This window comes from Nocardioides sp. NPDC059952 (assembly GCF_042730435.1).
Taxonomy (GTDB): Bacteria; Actinomycetota; Actinomycetes; order Propionibacteriales; family Nocardioidaceae; genus Nocardioides.
Genome location: NZ_JBHWLY010000001.1, coordinates 78,572 through 96,121, shown reverse-complemented (window position 1 = coordinate 96,121; position 17,550 = coordinate 78,572). Strand labels below are relative to the sequence as shown.

The following is a 17,550-nucleotide window of genomic DNA, read 5'->3' as shown; positions in this document are numbered from 1 at the left end:
TACCTTCGAGCGGTGAGCAAGTCAGAGTCTCTCGTCCGCGTCGCCGCGGCGTACGTCATCGCCCTCGCTGTGGCTACGGCTTGGCTGATCTGGGGACCTGACACGCCTCACCTGTGGCTCGACACCCTGATCGCAGACGTCCTCGCGACGCTCGTCATCTTCGGTGCAAGCCGGTTGCACAAGAACTCCAGCTTCTACGACGCGTACTGGAGCGTCGTTCCTCCGCTTCTCCTTCTCTATTGGTGGGCCTCGGCCGGCGAGGACGTCCCCGACGTCCGCGTCATCCTCGTAGCGCTGGTGGTCCTCTGTTGGTCGATCCGGCTGACCGGCAACTGGGTGTACGCGTTCCCCGGGCTCCATCACGAGGACTGGCGCTACCCGCTGTTTCGCGAACGGGCCGGCAGATTCGCGGTGATCGTGGACCTCGTCGCGATCCACCTCATCCCGACCCTCCAGGTCTTCTTGGGATCCTTGCCGATCTACGTCGCGGTCACCCACACGGGTCAGGACGTCGGCTGGCTCGACATCGCCGCCTGCGCGCTGGGCCTTGGTGCCGTCGCCCTGGAGTTCGGCGCGGACCTTCAGATGCACCGGTTCACCCGCGGCAGCCAACCGGGCCAGGTGATGGACGGCGGACTCTGGGGCTGGTCGCGGCACCCGAACTACTTCGGAGAGATCTGCTTCTGGTTCTCCCTCGCCCTGTTCGGCCTGGCCGCCTCGCCTGGCGACTGGTGGTGGCTGTTCGCCGGCACCGTCGCGATGACGGCGATGTTCCTGGGTGCGAGCATCCCGATGATGGAGAAGCGCAGTCTCGCGCGGCGGCCGGCCTACCAGGACGTCATCGACCGGGTGCCCCGCCTCGTGCCGAGACCACCCAAGGCGGCAGGGTGAGGCGCAAGCGGGTCGTCATCGCGGGGCTCGGCGACACGGGTGTCCTGACAGCGGTACGCCTCTCGAAGCACGCCGACGTCGTCGGGATCTCCACGAAGCCAGGGCTGATCAGCGGCCAAGAGCTCGGCGCCCGAGTCAGCAGACCGGCCGAGTGGGAGCGCGACTACCGGATCTCGTTCGACCGGTTCCGCGGACTCGATCGGGCCGATGCCATCCACGGCACTCTCGTCGGCCTCGACCTTGCGCACCGGGCCGTCCATGTCGAGCGGCCGGACGGCACAACCCGCCCTGAGCCGTACGACCTGCTGGTCATCTCGACGGGGGTCAGCAACGGATTTTGGAGAAGGCCGGGCTTCCAGACGGACGACCAGATCGATGCCGACCTGCAGCATGTCCACCAGCAGCTGCGGAAAGCGGCCTCGGTGATCGTCATCGGCGGTGGCGCAGCGGCTGTCAGCAGTGCGGCCAACATCAGCAGCACGTGGCCCGACAAGCAGGTCGACCTGTACTACCCGGGCGAGCGCGCCCTCCCCCAGCACCATCGAAGAACGTGGCAGAGCCTGGAGAGACGTCTTGTCGAGAGAGGCGTCGGGCTGCACCCGAGCCATCGCGCCGAGCTTCCGCGCGGCTTCGTCGGGGACGAGATCACCAGCGACGCGGTCACGTGGAGCACCGGCCAACCACCGGCGAAGGCCGACGCCGTCCTCTGGGCCATCGGACGCGTGCACCCCAACACCGGCTGGCTTCCCGCGGAGATCCTCGACGACCGCGGGTTCGTCGTGGTGGATCCGAATCTCCAGGTCACGGGGCAGAACGGCGTCTTCGCGGTGGGCGATGTAGCGGCCACCGACCAGCTGAGATCCTCCGCGAGGAACCGCGCCGACCGGCTTCTCGCTCGCAACATCAAGGCAGTTCTCCAGGGGAGGCCGCTCGACAGCTACCAACCACCGCGTCGCCGCTGGGGCTCGGTGATCGGCGTTCAGCGAGACGGGCTCCAGGTCTTCGCGCCCGACGGACGCCCGTTCCGCTTCCCCGCGTGGACGATCGACGCCGTCCTGCAGCCTTGGATCGTCCGGTGGGGCATCTACAAGGGAGTACGCCGCGGCCGTGGCTGACTAGTCGCCGCGTCTGTGTCCATCGCGTCGCCCTGCTGATAACCTGCTGTTGACCTCGTGATTCCGCCGTGACCACGAGTAAAGCCCCTGACCCCGGCAGTCGATCCGTCATGTCTCGGCTCTTAGGGGACAGTGATGTCAGCAACAACCGCGGCCAGCGATTCCGGCCGAGACCTTCTGCAGGAGCGCGAGCGCATCGCCGAAGAGCTTCGGGATGTCGCGATGGCGCATCTACTCACTCTCGGCTTCAAGCTCGTCTCGATCAGCAGCTCGGTCCAAGGCCCCTCGGGGGACCGGCTGAGAGATGCCGTCGGCGACATCGACGACATCATCCGGGGCCTTCGCAGACTGGCGTTCGGACTCGACCGGCGCGACGACCAGGACGCCACCCACGACGCGAACGGACTCATCCTGCAGACACTGCTCGACGCGAGCGCCGAGCTGTCGGCCCCCGGCGCGAGCATCTCGGTGCACGGCGACCTCGACCGGCTTCCACCGACGGTCGCCCAGGGCCTGGGTGAGCTCCTCGGGGGTGTGGTCGTCTCAGCGGCCGCGGGTTCGGGCCGCGGCCGGCCCGACATCACGATCGCGATCGGCGACCACGCCATCGACGTCATGATCTCCGATCGCGGCGCCTGGCAGCGCCGTGACGGTGCCGGTCTCGATCTCGTCGGGATGCTCGACCGCGCCCAGCACCTGGGTGGACGCTGCACCTTCACGCTCGACCCGGACGGCGCGTCCGTCGCGCACTGGGATATCCCGTTCACCCCGGTGGACACCACCTCGATGCCTGCTCAGCGTGACGAGCCCCACCCCGCCCGGTGACCACGGATCGGGTGGCGCGACGCGTCCCGACGGGGCATGATCGGGGTGAAGGGAGGGACGCGAGCGTGAGCAACCCGGAGATGCCCTGGCCGGACCTGAGCGATCTTGTCACCGTGCTCGCCGCAGGCGAGTCACCGTCCAGCGACCTGGAGGTGATCACGGCAGCGACGTGCCGTCTCCTCTCCGTCGACGCGGCGGTGCTCAGCAACGCCCACGACGCCGTGCTCGCACAGGCCACACCCCGGCTCAGCTCGCTGGGAGACGTCCCTGTCCCACCGCTGCTCGGGGACCGGCTCATGGCGATGGCCGACACCCGCACGGCCACCGTCGCCGTGGTGCGGGACCTGCGCCACGTATCCGTCGCCGACGCCGCGGTGACGGCCGAGCTCGAGGTCGCGGACCGTCTCGGCATCCGCGCGATGGCGCACGTCCTCCTCCCCCTCGTCCAGGAGGACGGCGAGGGCAGCCTCACCCTCTACTCCCGAAAGCCGCGCCGCTGGTCCGGCGAGGACCTCGGTCTCGCCGGCTTCATCGGCACGCTGACCTCGGCGTTCCTGACCTCGGCGACTCGGTTGGACAACGAGAGGAACACCGTCGGCCAGCTTCAGCACGCACTCGACTCCAGGGTCATGATCGAGCAGGCCAAGGGGGTCCTGGTCGCCAGCGAGTCGATCGGCGCCGACGAGGCCTTCGGCCGGCTCCGCGACCAAGCGCGCCGCCGGGGCGTCACGGTGAGAAGCATCGCCGAAGCGGTCGTGAACAACGGATACCGGCCGGGTCCGCAGCGGTCGTCGGTGCCACCTCGGCCACGCTCCCCACGTGCGTCTGGATAGATCGTCCCGGACACCATGCCGAAGGCCCGCTCGCACACGGTGACAGCGCTATGCTCGATGACGTGTCTGCGGCAGCCCCGGCGCGATCCACGGCGTTCGATGTCATCGCCATCGGGTCGTCTGCGGGCGGGGTCACCGCCTTGGGTCTCCTGCTCTCGGGCTTCGCCGGGGACCTACCGGTCCCGCTCCTCGTCGTCCAGCACCTCGACCCGCGCCACGAGACCGTCATCGCCGAGGTTCTGCAACGCCGGACCCGACTGCGGGTCAAGCTCGCCGAGGACGGCGAGCGCGCAGCACCGGGGATCGTGTACGTCGCGCCGCCCGACCGCCACCTCCTGGTCCGCGAAGGCGGCGTGCTGACCCTGACCGAGAGCGAGCTGGTCCACTTCGTGCGTCCCTCGGCCGACCTCTTGTTCGAGTCGGTCGCCGCGACGTTCGGCGACCGCGCGATCGCGTGCGTGCTGACGGGCACCGGGGTCGACGGCTCGATGGGGGTGACCGCGGTCAGCGACCGTAGCGGTACGGTGATCGTCGAGGACCCGGGGACCGCTGAGTTCCCCGGGATGCCCGAGGCCGCAGCGGCCACCGGAGCGGCGGACTTCGTCCTCCCCCTCGACGAGATCGCCAGCGTCCTCGACGGGCTGGTCAGACAGCGGAGAGCATGATGACAGACGACCAGGCACCCCAGGATCAGGCACCCCAGGACCAGGGCGTACGCGCCGAGTCACCGATCGATGAGCAGCTCGAGGAGCTGCTGGTGTTCATCCGTGACGCGCGCGGGTTCGACTTCACCGGCTACAAGAGGTCATCGCTTGCCCGCCGGATCAAGAAGCGGATGACCGACATCGACGTCGAGAGCTGGACCGACTACCGCGACCGGCTCGAGATCGACGCCGACGAGTTCAGCTACCTCTTCAACACCATTCTCATCAACGTCACCAGCTTCTTCCGCGATGCCGAGGCCTGGGCGTACCTCCAGGAGGAGATCATCCCGAAGATCCTCGCCGCCGCCGAGGGCGAGGAGGAGATCCGGGTCTGGAGCGCCGGCTGCTCCAGCGGCGAGGAACCCTACTCGCTCGCGATCGCCTTCGCCGAGGCCATGGGCCTTCAGGAGTGTCTGGACCGGGTGAAGATCTATGCCACCGACGTCGACGAGGAGGAGCTGCAGCAGGCGCGGGCGGGTGTCTACGGTGCGCGAGCGCTGAAGAACCTGCCCGAAGGACTGCGAGAGCGCTACTTCGAGCACAACGGCACCACCTACAGCTTCCGTCCGGACCTTCGTCGCCGGGTGATCTTCGGGCGACACGACATCACCCGGGATGCGCCCATCTCCCGGCTCAGCCTGCTGGTGTGCCGCAACACGCTGATGTACTTCAACGTCGAGGCCCAGCGCGAGATCATCGACCGGTTCAACTTCGCTCTGGGCGAGGGCGGCTTCCTCTTCCTCGGCAAGGCCGAGATGCTCACCTCGAGCGACCGGTTCGGTGCCGTGAACATGCGTCAGCGGATCTTCCGGCGCACCAGCAAGCACGGCCTGGGACGAGCACCGGGCGTACGGCCTCGGGCCGAGTCCGCTCACCCAGAGATCACCACCGGTGGCACCGGCCGAAAGCGACAGCTGCGGGACAGCCTGCTCGACGTCGCACCGTACGCCGTCCTCGGCATCGACTACGACGGCGTCCGGGTCTCCGCGAGCAGCACCGCGCGGACCCAGTTCGGGATCGGGGTGCACGACATCGGCCGGCCGTTCCGCGATCTCGAGATCTCCTACCGACCGGTGGAGGTGCGCTCGGTCATCGAGAAGGCGACCAACGAGCGTCGGGTGATCCGGCTCGCCGGAGTGGAGCGCCGCACCGGAGACACCACCGAGTCCCAGTACTACGACGTCGTCGTGCAGCCGTTGACCACCGCGGGCGGCGAGATGCTCGGCGCCTCGATCTCGTTCATCGACTGTTCCGCCCAGGTGCTGCTCGAGCACGAGGTCAAGCGCGTGCGCGAGGACCTCGAGACGGCCTACGAGGAGCTGCAGTCCACCAACGAGGAGCTCGAGACCACCAACGAGGAGCTCCAGTCCGGGATGGAGGAGCTGGAGACCACCAACGAGGAGCTCCAGTCCACCAACGAAGAGCTCGAGACCACCAACGAAGAGCTCCAGTCGGGCAACGAGGAGCTCGAGACCATGAACGAGGAGCTCCGCATCCGCTCGAGCGAGCTCGACGAGACGCGCACCTTCTTGCAGAGCGTGCTCTCCAGCGTCGGGCTCGCGGTGGTCGTGCTCGACGACCGGTTCACCGTGCGCAGCTGGAACACCGCCGCCGAGGACATGTGGGGGCTGCGCGCCGACGAGGTGCGGGACGAGGCGTTCTTCCGGCTGGACTTCGGGCTGCCTGTCGCCGAGATCCACGGCGTCGTCGAGCAGGCCCGCGCAGACGACGTCCGCACCGGCCCGATCGAGGTGGCGGCGATCGACCGCAAGGGCCGCGCACTGGCCTGCCAGATCACCTGCTCACCGCTCGTGGGCGAGACCGGCGGCGTCGTCATCATGATGGAGCCGATCGACCGGCCCTGATCCACCGGCACAGGCGTAGGCTGGCCAAGTGGCCCGCTCCGGTCGATGGGATCTCAACCTGCTGCTGACGCGTGCGGCTGCCGAGGACGTTCGCGCCGACTCAGCGGCCGCACGCGCCGCCGAGGCCGAGCTGCGCGCGATGAGGTGCGCCCCGGAGATGCACGACATCCACGCCTCGGCCGCGAGGGTCCACCGTCGCAACGAGGAGCTCCACCGCGCCACCGCCCGGCTCCACCGGTCGCTTGCCCGCCAGGTCACGACCCAGGCCGTCGGCGCCTCTGTCGTCACGGCCATCGCGGAGGCGACGGAGGCACCCGATGTCTCGCTGCTGCTCCTCACCAGCGACGGGGCGACGGCCGGGTCTCAGGCCACCGACGGTCTCGGCGAGACGGCGCAGGACCTGGAGCTCGTGCACGGGGAGGGACCGTCGCGCTCGGCCTGGAGCTCGCAGCAGCCGGTCCTGAACGAGGGCGACGAGATCGCACACCACTGGCCCCACCTCGGACCGCCGCTGCGCGGTCTCGGGATCAGCAGGGTCCTCGCCGTCCCCGTCCGCGTACCTCACGGGGTGCTCGGCGCGCTCACGCTCTACAACCCTCCGGCACGGATGCTCGGCAGCAACGCGCTGCAAGGCGCCGCCGACGCCTTCGCCCTCCTCCTGGCCCGCACGGTCGATGTCGGTCAGGCGCCGGACTCCATCGATCTGTCCGACATCGACGGGGTGAGCAGGCTCCACCGAGCGGCCGGCGTCGTCGCCGTCGACTCCGACTGCACCATCGACGACGCCCTGGCACTGATCCGCGCGCGTTCCTTCGTCGAGGACTGCGCCACCAGCACCATCGCCGCGCGCGTCCTGAGCGGCGACCTGCGGCTCTGACCCGATAGCCCAGTAACGAGTGCTTGGGGCGGCGCTAGCGGTCCGGGAGGTCGACCCGGATGAACTTCGGCCGGTACAGGAGCGGGTCACGCAGGACCGCTCCCAGGTCGGTGCTGTTGCGGCTGTAGGAGACGATCACCGAGCCGGGCTCCTCGAGGATGTCGGGATGGGCCAGCGGCATGTAGCGCAGCTCCCCCGCTGCCACTCCCGACGGAAGTGTGCCGACCGGTGGCTGCGCCCGGAACGGGCCGGTCGGTGACGACGAGGTCCAGAAGACCAGGTCGTCACCGAGGAACTCGTCGCTCTTGCTGAAGGCGTACCAGCGGCCGTCGCGTTCGAAGACGCTCAGCGTCTGGGAGACGCCGTCGGTCGCGGGGATCAGCTCGCTCGAGGTCGCTGCCCGCTTGGTCCAGGCGGTGCCGTCCCAGTAGGTCCAGCGGTCGGGGTCCGCGACCTGGTCCGGGGCCACTCGGGCGACATGGAGGGCGAAGCCGGTGCCGAGCGGCGGGTCGGGCTCGCGGGCGGTGCCGTAGAGGTAGAGCCACTCCCCCGAGACCGCCGCCGCGGCGCCCCACATCGGCCGCCGCGTGTCGGCGTCGTCGGCCCCGATGTCGGTCACCGCGATCAGCTGCGGGACTCCCCCGTCCGGGACCACGAACTGGGCGATCGCGGGTCCGAGCGCCTCGAAGCCGAAGGCGTCCTCGGAGTCGGTCGTCCGGACCCGCTGCGCGGCCACGACGACGAGCGCGTAGCCCGGCTTGTCCAGCGAGGTCACCGACATCGGCCAGTAGCCCACGCCCTCGTCGCGGTCGGGGATGATGGCGCCGCCGGACTCCGGGAGGACGACGCGCAGGCAGTCAGGCTCCACGAGCAGCATCGAGTTGCGTACGAAGCCGGCACCGGGGAGGTCCTTGTCCCGCAGGGTGTCGCCGAACATCCAGATACTCCGGCCGTCGCCGAGGGCGGCGCTCACCCCCACGTCGCCGCCCTGGAGGGCGGGCTCCGCGCGCAGCCTGGTGATCCGGTTGAGGTCGTCGACGTCCTCGACCGGGCCCGAGGGGACGCACTGGGTCGTCGAGGCGAGGCTCGGCAGCGGGCGCGGCACGGTCTGGCCGTGCAGCGCGGAGGTCACCGCGGTCACCAGCACCGTCAGACAGGTGGCCGAGACCAGGACCGCCCCGAGGCTTCCCCGCCACCTGCCCACCGACAGGTGAGCGCCCTCGGGCGCGACGACCCCTCGCACCAACCACCTGGTCGCCACCAGGACGACCAGGCCGAGCAGCGCTGACCCCACGATGGTCACCAACGGTTGGGCGATGCCTGGGTGAGCGTCTCCTACCGCCGCCCACGACAGGGACTCCGCGGCCCCCGCGATCGTCCAGCCGGAGCCGGTCGACCACGGGTCCGTGAGCAGCAGCCGGTCTCCGGCGAGGAGGAGGGGGACGGGCCCGGCGACGATCACCGCTGCCGCGAGCAGCAGGCCCGGTAGCCCACCGATGACCTCGCAGGCGAAGGTCAGCGCCCCCGCGGCGATCACCGTGGCCGCGAGGACCGACCCGAGGAGCATCCGCTCCCCCGCCGGCAACGGCGCGGCGAGCAGCCAGCCTGAGAGGCCCGCGCCCATCGCCAGCGCGGCGAGGGCGGTCAGTCGCGCCAGCAGTCGAGGAAGCGTAGGTGCCAGCGGCCCCCACACCAGCGAGACGACGCACACCAGCAGGAAGCCGGCCAGGGCGGTCGCGAAGGTGAGCGGCGAGAAGGACCGCGCCTCGTGCTGGTCGGTGGAGGAGACGAACGCGACGGTCCTCCCACGCGTCTTCTCGATCCGCGAAACCTCGGCCCGGATCGCACGAGCGAGCGCCGGCCGATGAGCGGTGGCCAGCCGCAGCTGATCCTGCGTGCCCGACAGGTCGAGCTCGAGCGCCGCGACGACCTCGCCGCCGGCCAGCAGCTCCGCCGCCTCGGCCGGGTCGTCGACGGCACCGGCCGAGAACGGCCGCCCCGGCACTGCGTTGACCTGCTTCACGAGCGGCGCCGTGACGACGTCGGGACCGACCAGCACCACCGGAGCCTCGTGCAGCTCGCCGGAGTCGGCGCGGAGCCCGGTGACGATCCAGCCGAGGGCGATCAGCACGAGGACAGCGCAGAGCACGACCTCACGACTCCCCGGCCGCACCGCTCACCGTCCTCCCCTGTCACCGCACGACGCGGTGCCTGAGGGTCATGTAAGCAGTGCGACCGGGGTGTCCGCCACCGAGCTAGTTCGGAGTGGCGCGCCAACGCTGAGATGTGGCCGCGGTGTCGGTCTGCTGCACGACCAGCCCGTCGGCCCCTGCGGCCAGGCTGAGGCCACTGTGCTTGGCCGCGATCTTCAGCGCCGCGCCGTCGGCCGCGATCACCCAGCGTTGGTTGGGCGTGCCGGTGCAGGTGTACTCCACGACCGGGTCGCCGCTGGTCGTCGAGCTGTAGGCGACGTCGGCGCACAGACCGGTGCCGGCGTTCTTCAGCTGGTAGCTGCCGTCGTCCTCGTTCCGGGTGACCACCCACTTCTGCGACGCCGCCGCCCCGACGGCCGAGGTGGTCAGCTGCCCATCGGTCGTCTCGCCGGCGGCATCGAGCGCGAGCCCGGAGGCGACGTTGCCGAGCGAGTACTGGCCGTCCGCCAGGGCCGGCGGAACGATCTCCTCATCACCGATCGTCATCGCGAACACGTGGACGGCGGCGTTGGCGGGCAAGGTCACCGCGGCGATCTCCTTGGCCGGGTCGGTGCGCAGGGTCTTGGTGAACAGGCGGTAGGAGACCGTCGGGTACGCCGGTCCGTTCGGCGTGTTCTTCCCGAGCGTGGTGACGGCCACCTTTGCGCCGTAGCTGTCCGTCGCGGCACAGCACCAGTTGGGGAACCCGAGCGTCCCGGTGGCGGAGGTGCCGTCGGAGTAGTGGACGGTCGCCTTCGCTGAGGCCGAGAGGCTGGTGCCGGTCCCCAGGAAGGCCAGCGCGTTGCCCTGGCCGCTGATCCGGATGGTCTCGCCACCCGAGGCCACGTTGTCCCGGGTGCCAGGCGACGAGTCCGGCCAGGTGAAGTCGAAGCCGTTCGCGCTCACCGTCGCCCCGGGCGTGACGCCCTTCTCGGCGAGCCTGTCGGCGAGGAAGCTGCTGCCGCCGCCGTCGATGTCACCCGGTCCGGGATCCTCCGCCCTGGTGACACCCACGTTGTTGAACGCCGAGGCCAGGTCCGGGTGGGCGAGCGTGGTCGTGGCCGAGTCGGTCACGGCGTACGTCCGGTCGTGAGCCACGTAGGACGCGCTCACGTCGATCTTCACCTTGCCGGGTGAGGCGTTTGCCGGTGGCGTGACGGCGAACGTCGCGGTGCGGGAAGCACCCGGCGCGAGGCCACCGGAGACCGCACCTCCCGGGCGTACGTCCCAGCCCTCGGGGGCTTTGGCCGTGATCGACCCGAGCCGCACGCGGGAGCCCGTGTCGTTGGTGAAGGTGGCGCTGACCTCCGCTGCCTCACCGGCGACCGCGATGGCGGAGGTGGTGGCGTCGAGGCTCACGTCACGGTCGCCAGGGTGGGCACCACCGACCGCCGCGGACCCGTTCAGCGCGACCACGGCACCGGCGGAGGTGGACAGCTTCCCGGTCTTCACGTGCGTGCTGCCCGTCGCGGAGTCGTGGAACCATCCGGTCGCCGCGCCGTCCAGCTCCTTCTTCGAGCCCCGCTTCGGCAGCTCGGAACCGTCCAGCACGACGCTTCCCGGCTCGGCATCGGCATGCACAGCGAGCCCGTACTCCCGCGAGGCGGGCTTGCCGGCGTAGGAGCCGTCGACCTCGCCCAGCCGCACCACGACCCGGCCACGGCCCTGCTCGGGGGCGTCGACCTCGAACTCCTGGGTGGCGGACTCGCCGGAGGCGTGCGCCTGGCTGCGCCCGTCGTCCTCGTAGTTCACGAACGAGGAGGACCCCTGCGGGTAGATGTCCAGGTCGAGGCGGCCCGACTTCTTGCCCTGCTGCCAGTCGAGCGTGCCCTCGGGGAACTGCGGCACGACCGCCCCGGCGCGTACGAACAGCGGGAGCGTGTCGAGAGGGGCCTTGTAGCCGTCGATCGTGGTCGGTCCCTGGTGGACCCGGCCGCTCCAGTAGTCGACCCAGGTGCCCTCGGGGAGGTAGATCCCGTCGCGGGTCGTGGCGTCCTCGTAGACCGGGGCGACCAGGAAGTCGTCACCGGCGAGGAACTCGTACTTCACCGCGTCGCCCCAGGTCTTCGGGTCCTCGGGGTAGTTGAGGTAGAGCGGCTTGACGGCTCCCACGCCGTTGCGGTTGGCGCGCATCGTGTGGGTGTAGAAGTAGGGCAGCAGCCTCTCGTGCAGGTTCAGGTACTTCCGGTTGATCGAGGTGTACGGCTCGCCGTAGCGCCACGGCTGCTTGTCGGAGGCCGCCCACCCGCTCATCAGGTAGGTCATCGGCAGGAACATCTTCCACTGCATGTCGCGGACGTACGTCTCGGCGCTGCCGCCGAAGATGCCGTCGACGTCGCCGGTGGCGAGGTGCTGGCCGGACATGGTGGAGCCGGCGTACGTCGGGATCTGCCAGCGGATGTAGTCCCAGCTCCCGGACTGGTCGCCGCTCCACACCGCGGCGCAGCGCTGGGTGCCGGCCCAGCCCTCGACCGTGATGACGGTCGAGCGGTCGGCGCTGTTGGTCTCGATGCCGTCGCGGGCCTGCTCGCAGGCGTCCAGCGCGAAGCGGTAGCCCGGGCCGACCCAGGCGACGTCGGTCTTGCGCACGCGCACGCCCGCGGCGACCTCGGTCTCCTGCTCGGTCAGGTCGTCCTCGGTCCACAGGCCGAGCTCGGCGCCGTGGTCCTGCAGCATGTCGCCGGTCTCGGCCAGGTCCTCGTAGCCGCAGCCGTAGCCGTCGTTGACCAGCATCCAGCCCAGCGGCAGGTCGTGCTCGGCGTAGCCCTCGGCGATGGCGGTCGAGTCGCGCAGGGTCTCGCGCTCGCCGCGGTTGGCGTTGTGGAGGTAGCAGTCGGCGTCGCCGACCTCCAGGGCGTACATCGGGACCGCGACCGGCCGGCCGGTCAGCTCGGTGTAGGAGTCGATGACCCGCTCGGCGTCACCGACGAAGTAGTAGGCGTCGAAGCGCTGCTCGTCGTGGGTGGTCGTGGTCGGCGCACCGAAGTCGTAGCTGCCGGCCGCGAACGTGTTGCGCAGGACCCCGTAGCCACGGGAGGAGACGTAGAACGGCACCGCGTTCGGGTTGCCGCCGTCGTTCCAGTTGAAGTCGCGCGAGATCTTGATCGTCTCGCCGCGGTGGCTGAACCGCCCGTTCTGCATGCCGCCGCCGAAGAACTGCTCCTCGGCACCGCGTTCCAGGTGCTGCGCCGTGCCCTGGTCGTCCCAGGTCAGCGGCGAGGCCTCCGCCATCAGCACCTTTCCGGCCGGGTCGGTCAGTCGCAGCGTGATCGGCTGCTTGGTCACCGTCAGCACGGCATTCTCGGTGCTGATGACGTACGCAGCGCCGGTCTCCTTCACCGCCGACCGCCCGCCGGGGTAGTCGCGCTTGACGACGATGTCGGCATCCGGAGACCCGGGCTCGGTGGGGTCGTCGTTGGCCGGGTCGTCGAACTCGCCGTTCGGCGCCAGGCGTACGCGCACCATGTCGGCGTCCTCGAAGGTCACGCGCAGCGCGGCCTCGCCGGACTCGAAGGTGTAGCTGTCGCCGTCGCGCTCGAAGCCGGTCACGTCGCCGAGCTCGCTCGTCGCCTCGGCCGCCGTGGAGCTGACCGGGCTGAGTGCGACCAGGCCCGCAGTCAGCGCGACTCCCGCGACCAGCAACCGTCTGAATGATTGATTGAACATGATCACATCACGCCCTAATTAGTCAGAATCAATCGAAGCCGAGGGCGACTGTAACGCAGGTCACACAGCCCGGTCCACCCTTGGTCCACCGATCAGTGCGAGCAGTCGCGCGGCCTCGCCGGCGACCGCGTCACGGCCGGCGCCGAGGTACTTGCGCGGATCCACCTTCGTCTCGTCCCTCAGCGCCGCACGGACGGCACGGGTGAAGGTCGCGTTGAGATGAGTCGCGATGTTGACCTTGGTCATTCCCGCGCGAATCGCCGCCACGATGCCCTCGTCCGGAACCCCGGAGGAGCCGTGCAGCACCAGCGGCACCTCGACGGCAGCGGCGAGCCGGGCGATGAGCTCGTTGTCGAGCGAGGCCGTACGCGTCGTCATCGCATGCGAGGAGCCGACCGCGACCGCGAGCGCGTCGACCCCGGTGGCCTCGACGTACGCCGCGGCCTCGGCGGGCTGGGTGCGGACCCCTGGCGCGTGCACACCGTCCTTGCCGCCGACCTCGCCGAGCTCGGACTCGATGGAGGCGCCGCGCTCGTGGCACCAGGCCGCGACCTTGGCGGTGGCGGCGACATTCGAGTCGTAGTCGAGCTTGGAGGCGTCGAACATCACCGAGGGACAGCCCAGCTCGACGGCTTCCTCGACGAGCTCGACCCGGGTCGCGTGGTCGAGATGCACGCAGACCGGGACCGTCGCGCGCTCCGCGATCGCGATGGTGGCCCGCAGCAGCGGCGCGAGGCCGCCGCGGTAGTCGGCGGTGTTCTCCGAGATCTGCAGGACGACGGGACGGCCGGCCTGCTCGGCGCCGGCCACGATCGCCTCGGCCAGCTCGAGCTGGATGACGTTCATCGCGCCCAGCCCGCGTCCGGTCCCGCGGGCGTGGTCGAGCAGGAGGGACATCGGTACCAGGGGCATGTCAAGGCTCCTCGCGGTCGATTCGTCTGACCTGGACGTCCGCCAGGAACGACGGGTACGCGTCGGGGTCGATCTCGCCGGCCACCGGCGCGACCACCGCGGCAGCACCCAGGGCAGCGGCGTCGCAAAGGATCTCGGGCCACGGCCGGCCACGGGCCAGACCGCGGGCCATCCCGGCGGCGGTGGCGTCGCCGGCGCCGGTCGGGTTCCCGCTCACCCCGGCAGGCGGGCGCACCTCCCAGCAGTCGCCGTCGGCGTGTGCGACCAGCCCGTGGTGGCCGCGGGTCAGCACGACCGGGCCGCCGTGGCGCGCCGCGAGCTCGGTGACCGCGGCGGCGGGGTCGTCGAGGGCGTGTCCGAGCAGGCGCGCGGCCTCGTCCTCGTTGGGGGTCAGGACGGCGCCGGTGCCGACCGCGGCGGCCAGCGCCGCGTCGTCGAGATCGAGGAGCACCGGTACGCCGGCGGCGGCCGCGCGCCTCGCGATCCGTGCCGGGAGGTCGGTGGGCAACCCGGCCGCCAGGCTGCCGGAGACGACGACGGCCGTCGCGGCTGGGATCCGGTCGGCCAGGAGGTCGAGCAGCCTGCGGTCGGCACCGGCGGCCGCCTCTCGGCCCGGCTCCCACAGCGAGGTCGTCGATTCGGCGACGACGACCAGGGTGCGGCGTACCTCCTCCAGCTCCGGCAGGAAGGTCGAGGGCAGCTCCTTCGCGAGGGCTTCGGCGAAGGCCTCGTCGGCGAGGCCGACGGCGTGGGTCGGCTCGCCCAGCTGGTGCAGGACCCGGGCGACATTCACGCCCTTGCCGCCGAGCCGCGTGCTGACCTCGGCGACCCGGTGGACCTCGCCCACGGTCAGCCGCGAGAGCCGGTAGGTCACGTCGATCGCCGGGTTGAGGGTGACCGTGATGATCATGCGCGCTTCCCCAGGGAGGCCGGCCCCGTCGCGGCGAGTGCCAGTCTGGCGGCGCCGATCAGGCCGGCCCGGCCGCCGAGTGCGGAGAGGCGTACGGGCGGGACCGCTGTCACGCCGGCACGCTCGCGCATCCGGTCCCGCAGCGGGTCGAGCAGGTCTCCCCCGGCCTCGGCGACGCCGCCACCCAAGATGATCTCGCCGGGCGCGAGCAGCGCGCCCACGGCGAGGAAACCGTCGGCGAGGGCGATGATCGCCTCGGACCAGACCTGGGCGGCGAGCGGGTCGTGCCGAGTCCGCGCGACCAGGTCGGCGACGCCGGTGACCCCGGTGTCACCGCCCCGCGAGGCGTACGTCTCCAGCATGGCGCGGGCGCCTGCGCGCGTCTCCACGCAGCCGCGCAGCCCGCAGACGCACGGCGGGCCGGCCGGGTCCACCACCAGGTGGCCGAGCTCTCCGGCCTGCCCCGAGACACCGACGACCGCCCTCCCCCCGATGTACGTCACCGCAGCAACGCCCGTCCCGAGCACGGCGACGAGCGCGGAGGCCGGTGACCCGGCATCGGCCCAGATCGCGCTCGCGGCGGCGGCCGTGTCGTGCATCACCGCGACCGGGAGGCCCAGGCGCTCGGCGAGCGGGTCCGCGACCGGGGTGTCGACGAGGCCCAGGTTGACCGCCTTGCGGGAGATGCCGGACGCGGTGTCGACGAGCCCGGGAAACGCGATCCCGACCCCGGCGACCCTGGCCCGGGCCGCGGGGCTCAAGCCGGCGAGCAGCTCCTCGCCCACCCGTCCGATGTCGTCGAGCACGGCCGGTCCGTGCCGGGTGAGGACCCGCGACTCGGCCAGCACCACGTCGGCGGCGCCCACCACGGCTCCTCGCACCGAGGTGCCGCCGACGTCGAAGGCGAGGGCGAGTGCCGGCATCACGCGGGCGGGGCGTCAGCCGGGCTCAGGATGATCGAGCGGGTCAGGTTGCGCGGCGCGTCGGGGTCGAGGCCGGCGCGACGGGCCCGCGCCAGGCAGAGCAGGTGGACGCGCACCAGGTCGGCAAGCGGGTCGACCTCGGCGTGCATCAGATCGGCGCCGGTGACCGCGACGTCCTCGGCGAAGCCCGGCACCAGGTCGCCGAAGGCCCACACGACCCGGCCGGGGGCACTGATCGAGAGCGGACCGTGGCGGTATTCCATCATCGGGTAGGACTCGGTCCACAGCTGTGCGGACTCCCGGAGCTTGAGCGCCGCCTCCTGCGCCACCCCGTTGGTCCAGCCTCGGCCGACGAAGGTGAGCTGGTCGGCGGCCAGCGCCGGACCGAACGAGCTCTCGCCGGCCTCGATGATCCGCTGGGCCTGCTCGGCGGCCAGGCTCAGGTCCTCGCCGAGGTGCCAGCGCAACAGGGCCAGCGCCGTGGTCGCGAAGCGGGTCTGGACCACTGACTTCTCGTCCACCTCGGGCATGAGGATCGGCTCGGCCACCTCGAGCGCCGGGGTGCCGGGCGAGGACGAGATCACCGTCGCCGGGATCCGGCCCTCGACCTGGGCGAGCAGGTCGACGACCTCGGTCGTGGTCCCGGACCGGGTGATCGCCAGCAGGCGGTCATAGCCGCGGTCGATCCGGGCCTCGGTGGGCGTCCAGGCGTCGGTGATGCCGTGACCCTGCTCCTCGCGCAGCGCTGCGTAGGCCTGCGCCATGTAGAGCGAGGTGCCGCAGCCGACGACCGCGACCTTCTCCCCTGCCTGCGGCAGGGAAGCGGTGAAGCGCTCGGCGGTCTCCCGGGCGGCCAGCCAGTTGGCGGGCTGGCTCGCCACCTCGGTGGCGAGATGCGTCGTCGGTGCAGAAGCGGTCATGGCGTCGGGTCACTCTCCGATGTGTTGCCGGCTGGACCCGAATCTTCCAACCCATTGCTTGGTTTTGTCAATAATGCGCGCCAAATGATCATTATCGCTCAGTCGCGATCACGATCTCCGCCCCACCGTCGGCCAGCGCCTTCGCGAGCGGCTCGGGCACGGCACGGTCGGTGACGAGCATCGAGACGCCGCCGAGGTCGCGGATGCGTGCAAAGGTCGGATGCTCGAGCTTGGTGCTGTCGGCCACGACGATGGTGCGCTGCGCAGCCGCGATGAAGTCGGCACTGATCTTGGCCTCGGCCGGGTGGATCGTGGTGAGGCCGGCGCGGGTGCTGATGCCGTCGACGCCGAGGATCGCGGTGTCGATGTGGATCTTCGACAGCACCCCCTCGCTCAGCGGCCCGACCAGCTCGTAGGACTGGGTGCGCGCGGCCCCGCCGGTCACCACGATGTTGACGTTGGGCCGGATCGAGAGCTCGTAGGCGATGTTGAGCGCATTGGTGACCACCGTGATGCTGTCGTCCTCGGCCAGGTCGGGGTGGCGCCCGATCGCGCGCGCCACCTCGCTGGTGGTCGTCCCGCCGTTGAGCGCCACCGTCTCGCCCGGCACGAGCAGGTCGGCGACCGCGGCCGCGATCGCCCGCTTCGCGTCAGCCTGACGGCCGATCTTGTATTGCAACGGCAGCTCGTACGCCGAGCCGAGCGCCGTCGCGCCGCCGTGTGTCCGGGTGACCAGCCGCTGGTCGGCGAGGTGCCCGATGTCGCGGCGGGCGGTCGCCGCCGAGACACCGAGCGCGCTCTCCACCTCCGCGATCGAGACGTGCCCGTGCTCGCTGATCAGCTCGAGCAGCTGGTTGAGTCGCTGTTGCCTCATGGGCCCCCTTCCTGGGTCCCGGACAGCCTACGCATCTCCGCCG

General features: G+C 70.8%; 14 protein-coding genes. 7 read left to right on the top strand and 7 right to left on the bottom strand.

What is annotated here, in order from left to right; translation table 11 throughout:
- The first annotated feature begins 12 nt into the window (after positions 1-12).
- The 7 genes from ACFV9G_RS00415 to ACFV9G_RS00385 all read left to right on the top strand — a co-directional run bounded on the left by ACFV9G_RS00415 (position 13) and on the right by ACFV9G_RS00385 (position 7,110).
- On the top strand, positions 13-891 hold the full coding sequence (locus ACFV9G_RS00415) for a DUF1295 domain-containing protein (RefSeq protein ID WP_378723751.1): 879 nt from the start codon (positions 13-15) through the stop codon (positions 889-891).
- A complete protein-coding gene (locus tag ACFV9G_RS00410) occupies positions 888-2,006 on the top strand; it encodes an FAD-dependent oxidoreductase (protein WP_378723749.1) in 1,119 nt (372 codons plus the stop codon). Before ACFV9G_RS00415 ends, ACFV9G_RS00410 begins: the two co-directional genes overlap by 4 nt.
- A 135-nt stretch (positions 2,007-2,141) precedes the next feature.
- Positions 2,142-2,831: a sensor histidine kinase gene (locus tag ACFV9G_RS00405; RefSeq protein WP_378723746.1), complete on the top strand. Its 690-nt coding sequence runs from the start codon at positions 2,142-2,144 to the stop codon at positions 2,829-2,831.
- Between the two features lie 65 nt (positions 2,832-2,896).
- Positions 2,897-3,664 carry an ANTAR domain-containing protein gene (locus ACFV9G_RS00400; protein WP_378723744.1) on the top strand — a complete coding sequence of 256 codons (768 nt, stop codon included), beginning with the start codon at positions 2,897-2,899 and terminating at the stop codon, positions 3,662-3,664.
- Positions 3,665-3,726: 62 nt separating this feature from the next.
- Positions 3,727-4,329 (top strand): chemotaxis protein CheB, encoded by a 603-nt coding sequence (locus tag ACFV9G_RS00395; RefSeq protein ID WP_378723743.1) that lies wholly within the window; start codon positions 3,727-3,729, stop codon positions 4,327-4,329.
- Positions 4,329-6,233: a CheR family methyltransferase gene (locus ACFV9G_RS00390; RefSeq protein WP_378723741.1), complete on the top strand. Its 1,905-nt coding sequence runs from the start codon at positions 4,329-4,331 to the stop codon at positions 6,231-6,233. Before ACFV9G_RS00395 ends, ACFV9G_RS00390 begins: the two co-directional genes overlap by 1 nt.
- A 28-nt stretch (positions 6,234-6,261) precedes the next feature.
- The gene (locus ACFV9G_RS00385; protein WP_378723739.1) at positions 6,262-7,110 is read left to right on the top strand and encodes a GAF domain-containing protein; all 849 of its coding nucleotides are present in this window, start codon (positions 6,262-6,264) and stop codon (positions 7,108-7,110) included.
- 34 nt (positions 7,111-7,144) lie between these two features.
- Here the strand turns inward: ACFV9G_RS00385 and ACFV9G_RS00380 are convergent, their stop codons facing one another.
- The 7 genes from ACFV9G_RS00380 to ACFV9G_RS00350 all read right to left on the bottom strand — a co-directional run bounded on the left by ACFV9G_RS00380 (position 7,145) and on the right by ACFV9G_RS00350 (position 17,507).
- Positions 7,145-9,259, bottom strand: coding sequence for a hypothetical protein (locus ACFV9G_RS00380; RefSeq protein WP_378723736.1), 2,115 nt, complete (start codon positions 9,257-9,259; stop codon positions 7,145-7,147).
- Positions 9,260-9,365: 106 nt separating this feature from the next.
- A complete protein-coding gene (locus ACFV9G_RS00375; protein WP_378723734.1) occupies positions 9,366-12,968 on the bottom strand; it encodes a TIM-barrel domain-containing protein in 3,603 nt (1,200 codons plus the stop codon).
- 60 nt (positions 12,969-13,028) lie between these two features.
- Entirely contained in the window at positions 13,029-13,880 is an 852-nt protein-coding gene (locus ACFV9G_RS00370; protein WP_378723732.1) for a ketose-bisphosphate aldolase, read from the bottom strand.
- Between the two features lies 1 nt (position 13,881).
- The gene (locus ACFV9G_RS00365; protein ID WP_378723730.1) at positions 13,882-14,790 is read right to left on the bottom strand and encodes a 1-phosphofructokinase family hexose kinase; all 909 of its coding nucleotides are present in this window, start codon (positions 14,788-14,790) and stop codon (positions 13,882-13,884) included.
- Positions 14,787-15,713: an ROK family protein gene (locus tag ACFV9G_RS00360; RefSeq protein WP_378723729.1), complete on the bottom strand. Its 927-nt coding sequence runs from the start codon at positions 15,711-15,713 to the stop codon at positions 14,787-14,789. Before ACFV9G_RS00360 ends, ACFV9G_RS00365 begins: the two co-directional genes overlap by 4 nt.
- Positions 15,713-16,633, bottom strand: coding sequence for an SIS domain-containing protein (locus ACFV9G_RS00355; protein ID WP_378723726.1), 921 nt, complete (start codon positions 16,631-16,633; stop codon positions 15,713-15,715). Before ACFV9G_RS00355 ends, ACFV9G_RS00360 begins: the two co-directional genes overlap by 1 nt.
- A 91-nt stretch (positions 16,634-16,724) precedes the next feature.
- A complete protein-coding gene (locus ACFV9G_RS00350) occupies positions 16,725-17,507 on the bottom strand; it encodes a DeoR/GlpR family DNA-binding transcription regulator (protein ID WP_378723724.1) in 783 nt (260 codons plus the stop codon).
- Between the last annotated feature and the right edge of the window lie 43 nt (positions 17,508-17,550).

Bases quoted from the DNA above. Each gene is read 5' to 3' on its own strand.
- ACFV9G_RS00365 (WP_378723730.1), bottom strand. From the start codon at position 14,790: ATGATCATCACGGTCACCCTCAACCCGGCGATCGACGTGACCTACCGG.
- ACFV9G_RS00375 (WP_378723734.1), bottom strand. From the start codon at position 12,968: ATGTTCAATCAATCATTCAGACGGTTGCTGGTCGCGGGAGTCGCGCTG.
- ACFV9G_RS00370 (WP_378723732.1), bottom strand. From the start codon at position 13,880: ATGCCCCTGGTACCGATGTCCCTCCTGCTCGACCACGCCCGCGGGACC.
- ACFV9G_RS00355 (WP_378723726.1), bottom strand. From the start codon at position 16,633: ATGACCGCTTCTGCACCGACGACGCATCTCGCCACCGAGGTGGCGAGC.
- ACFV9G_RS00350 (WP_378723724.1), bottom strand. From the start codon at position 17,507: ATGAGGCAACAGCGACTCAACCAGCTGCTCGAGCTGATCAGCGAGCAC.
- ACFV9G_RS00405 (WP_378723746.1), top strand. From the start codon at position 2,142: ATGTCAGCAACAACCGCGGCCAGCGATTCCGGCCGAGACCTTCTGCAG.
- ACFV9G_RS00360 (WP_378723729.1), bottom strand. From the start codon at position 15,713: ATGCCGGCACTCGCCCTCGCCTTCGACGTCGGCGGCACCTCGGTGCGA.
- ACFV9G_RS00390 (WP_378723741.1), top strand. From the start codon at position 4,329: ATGACAGACGACCAGGCACCCCAGGATCAGGCACCCCAGGACCAGGGC.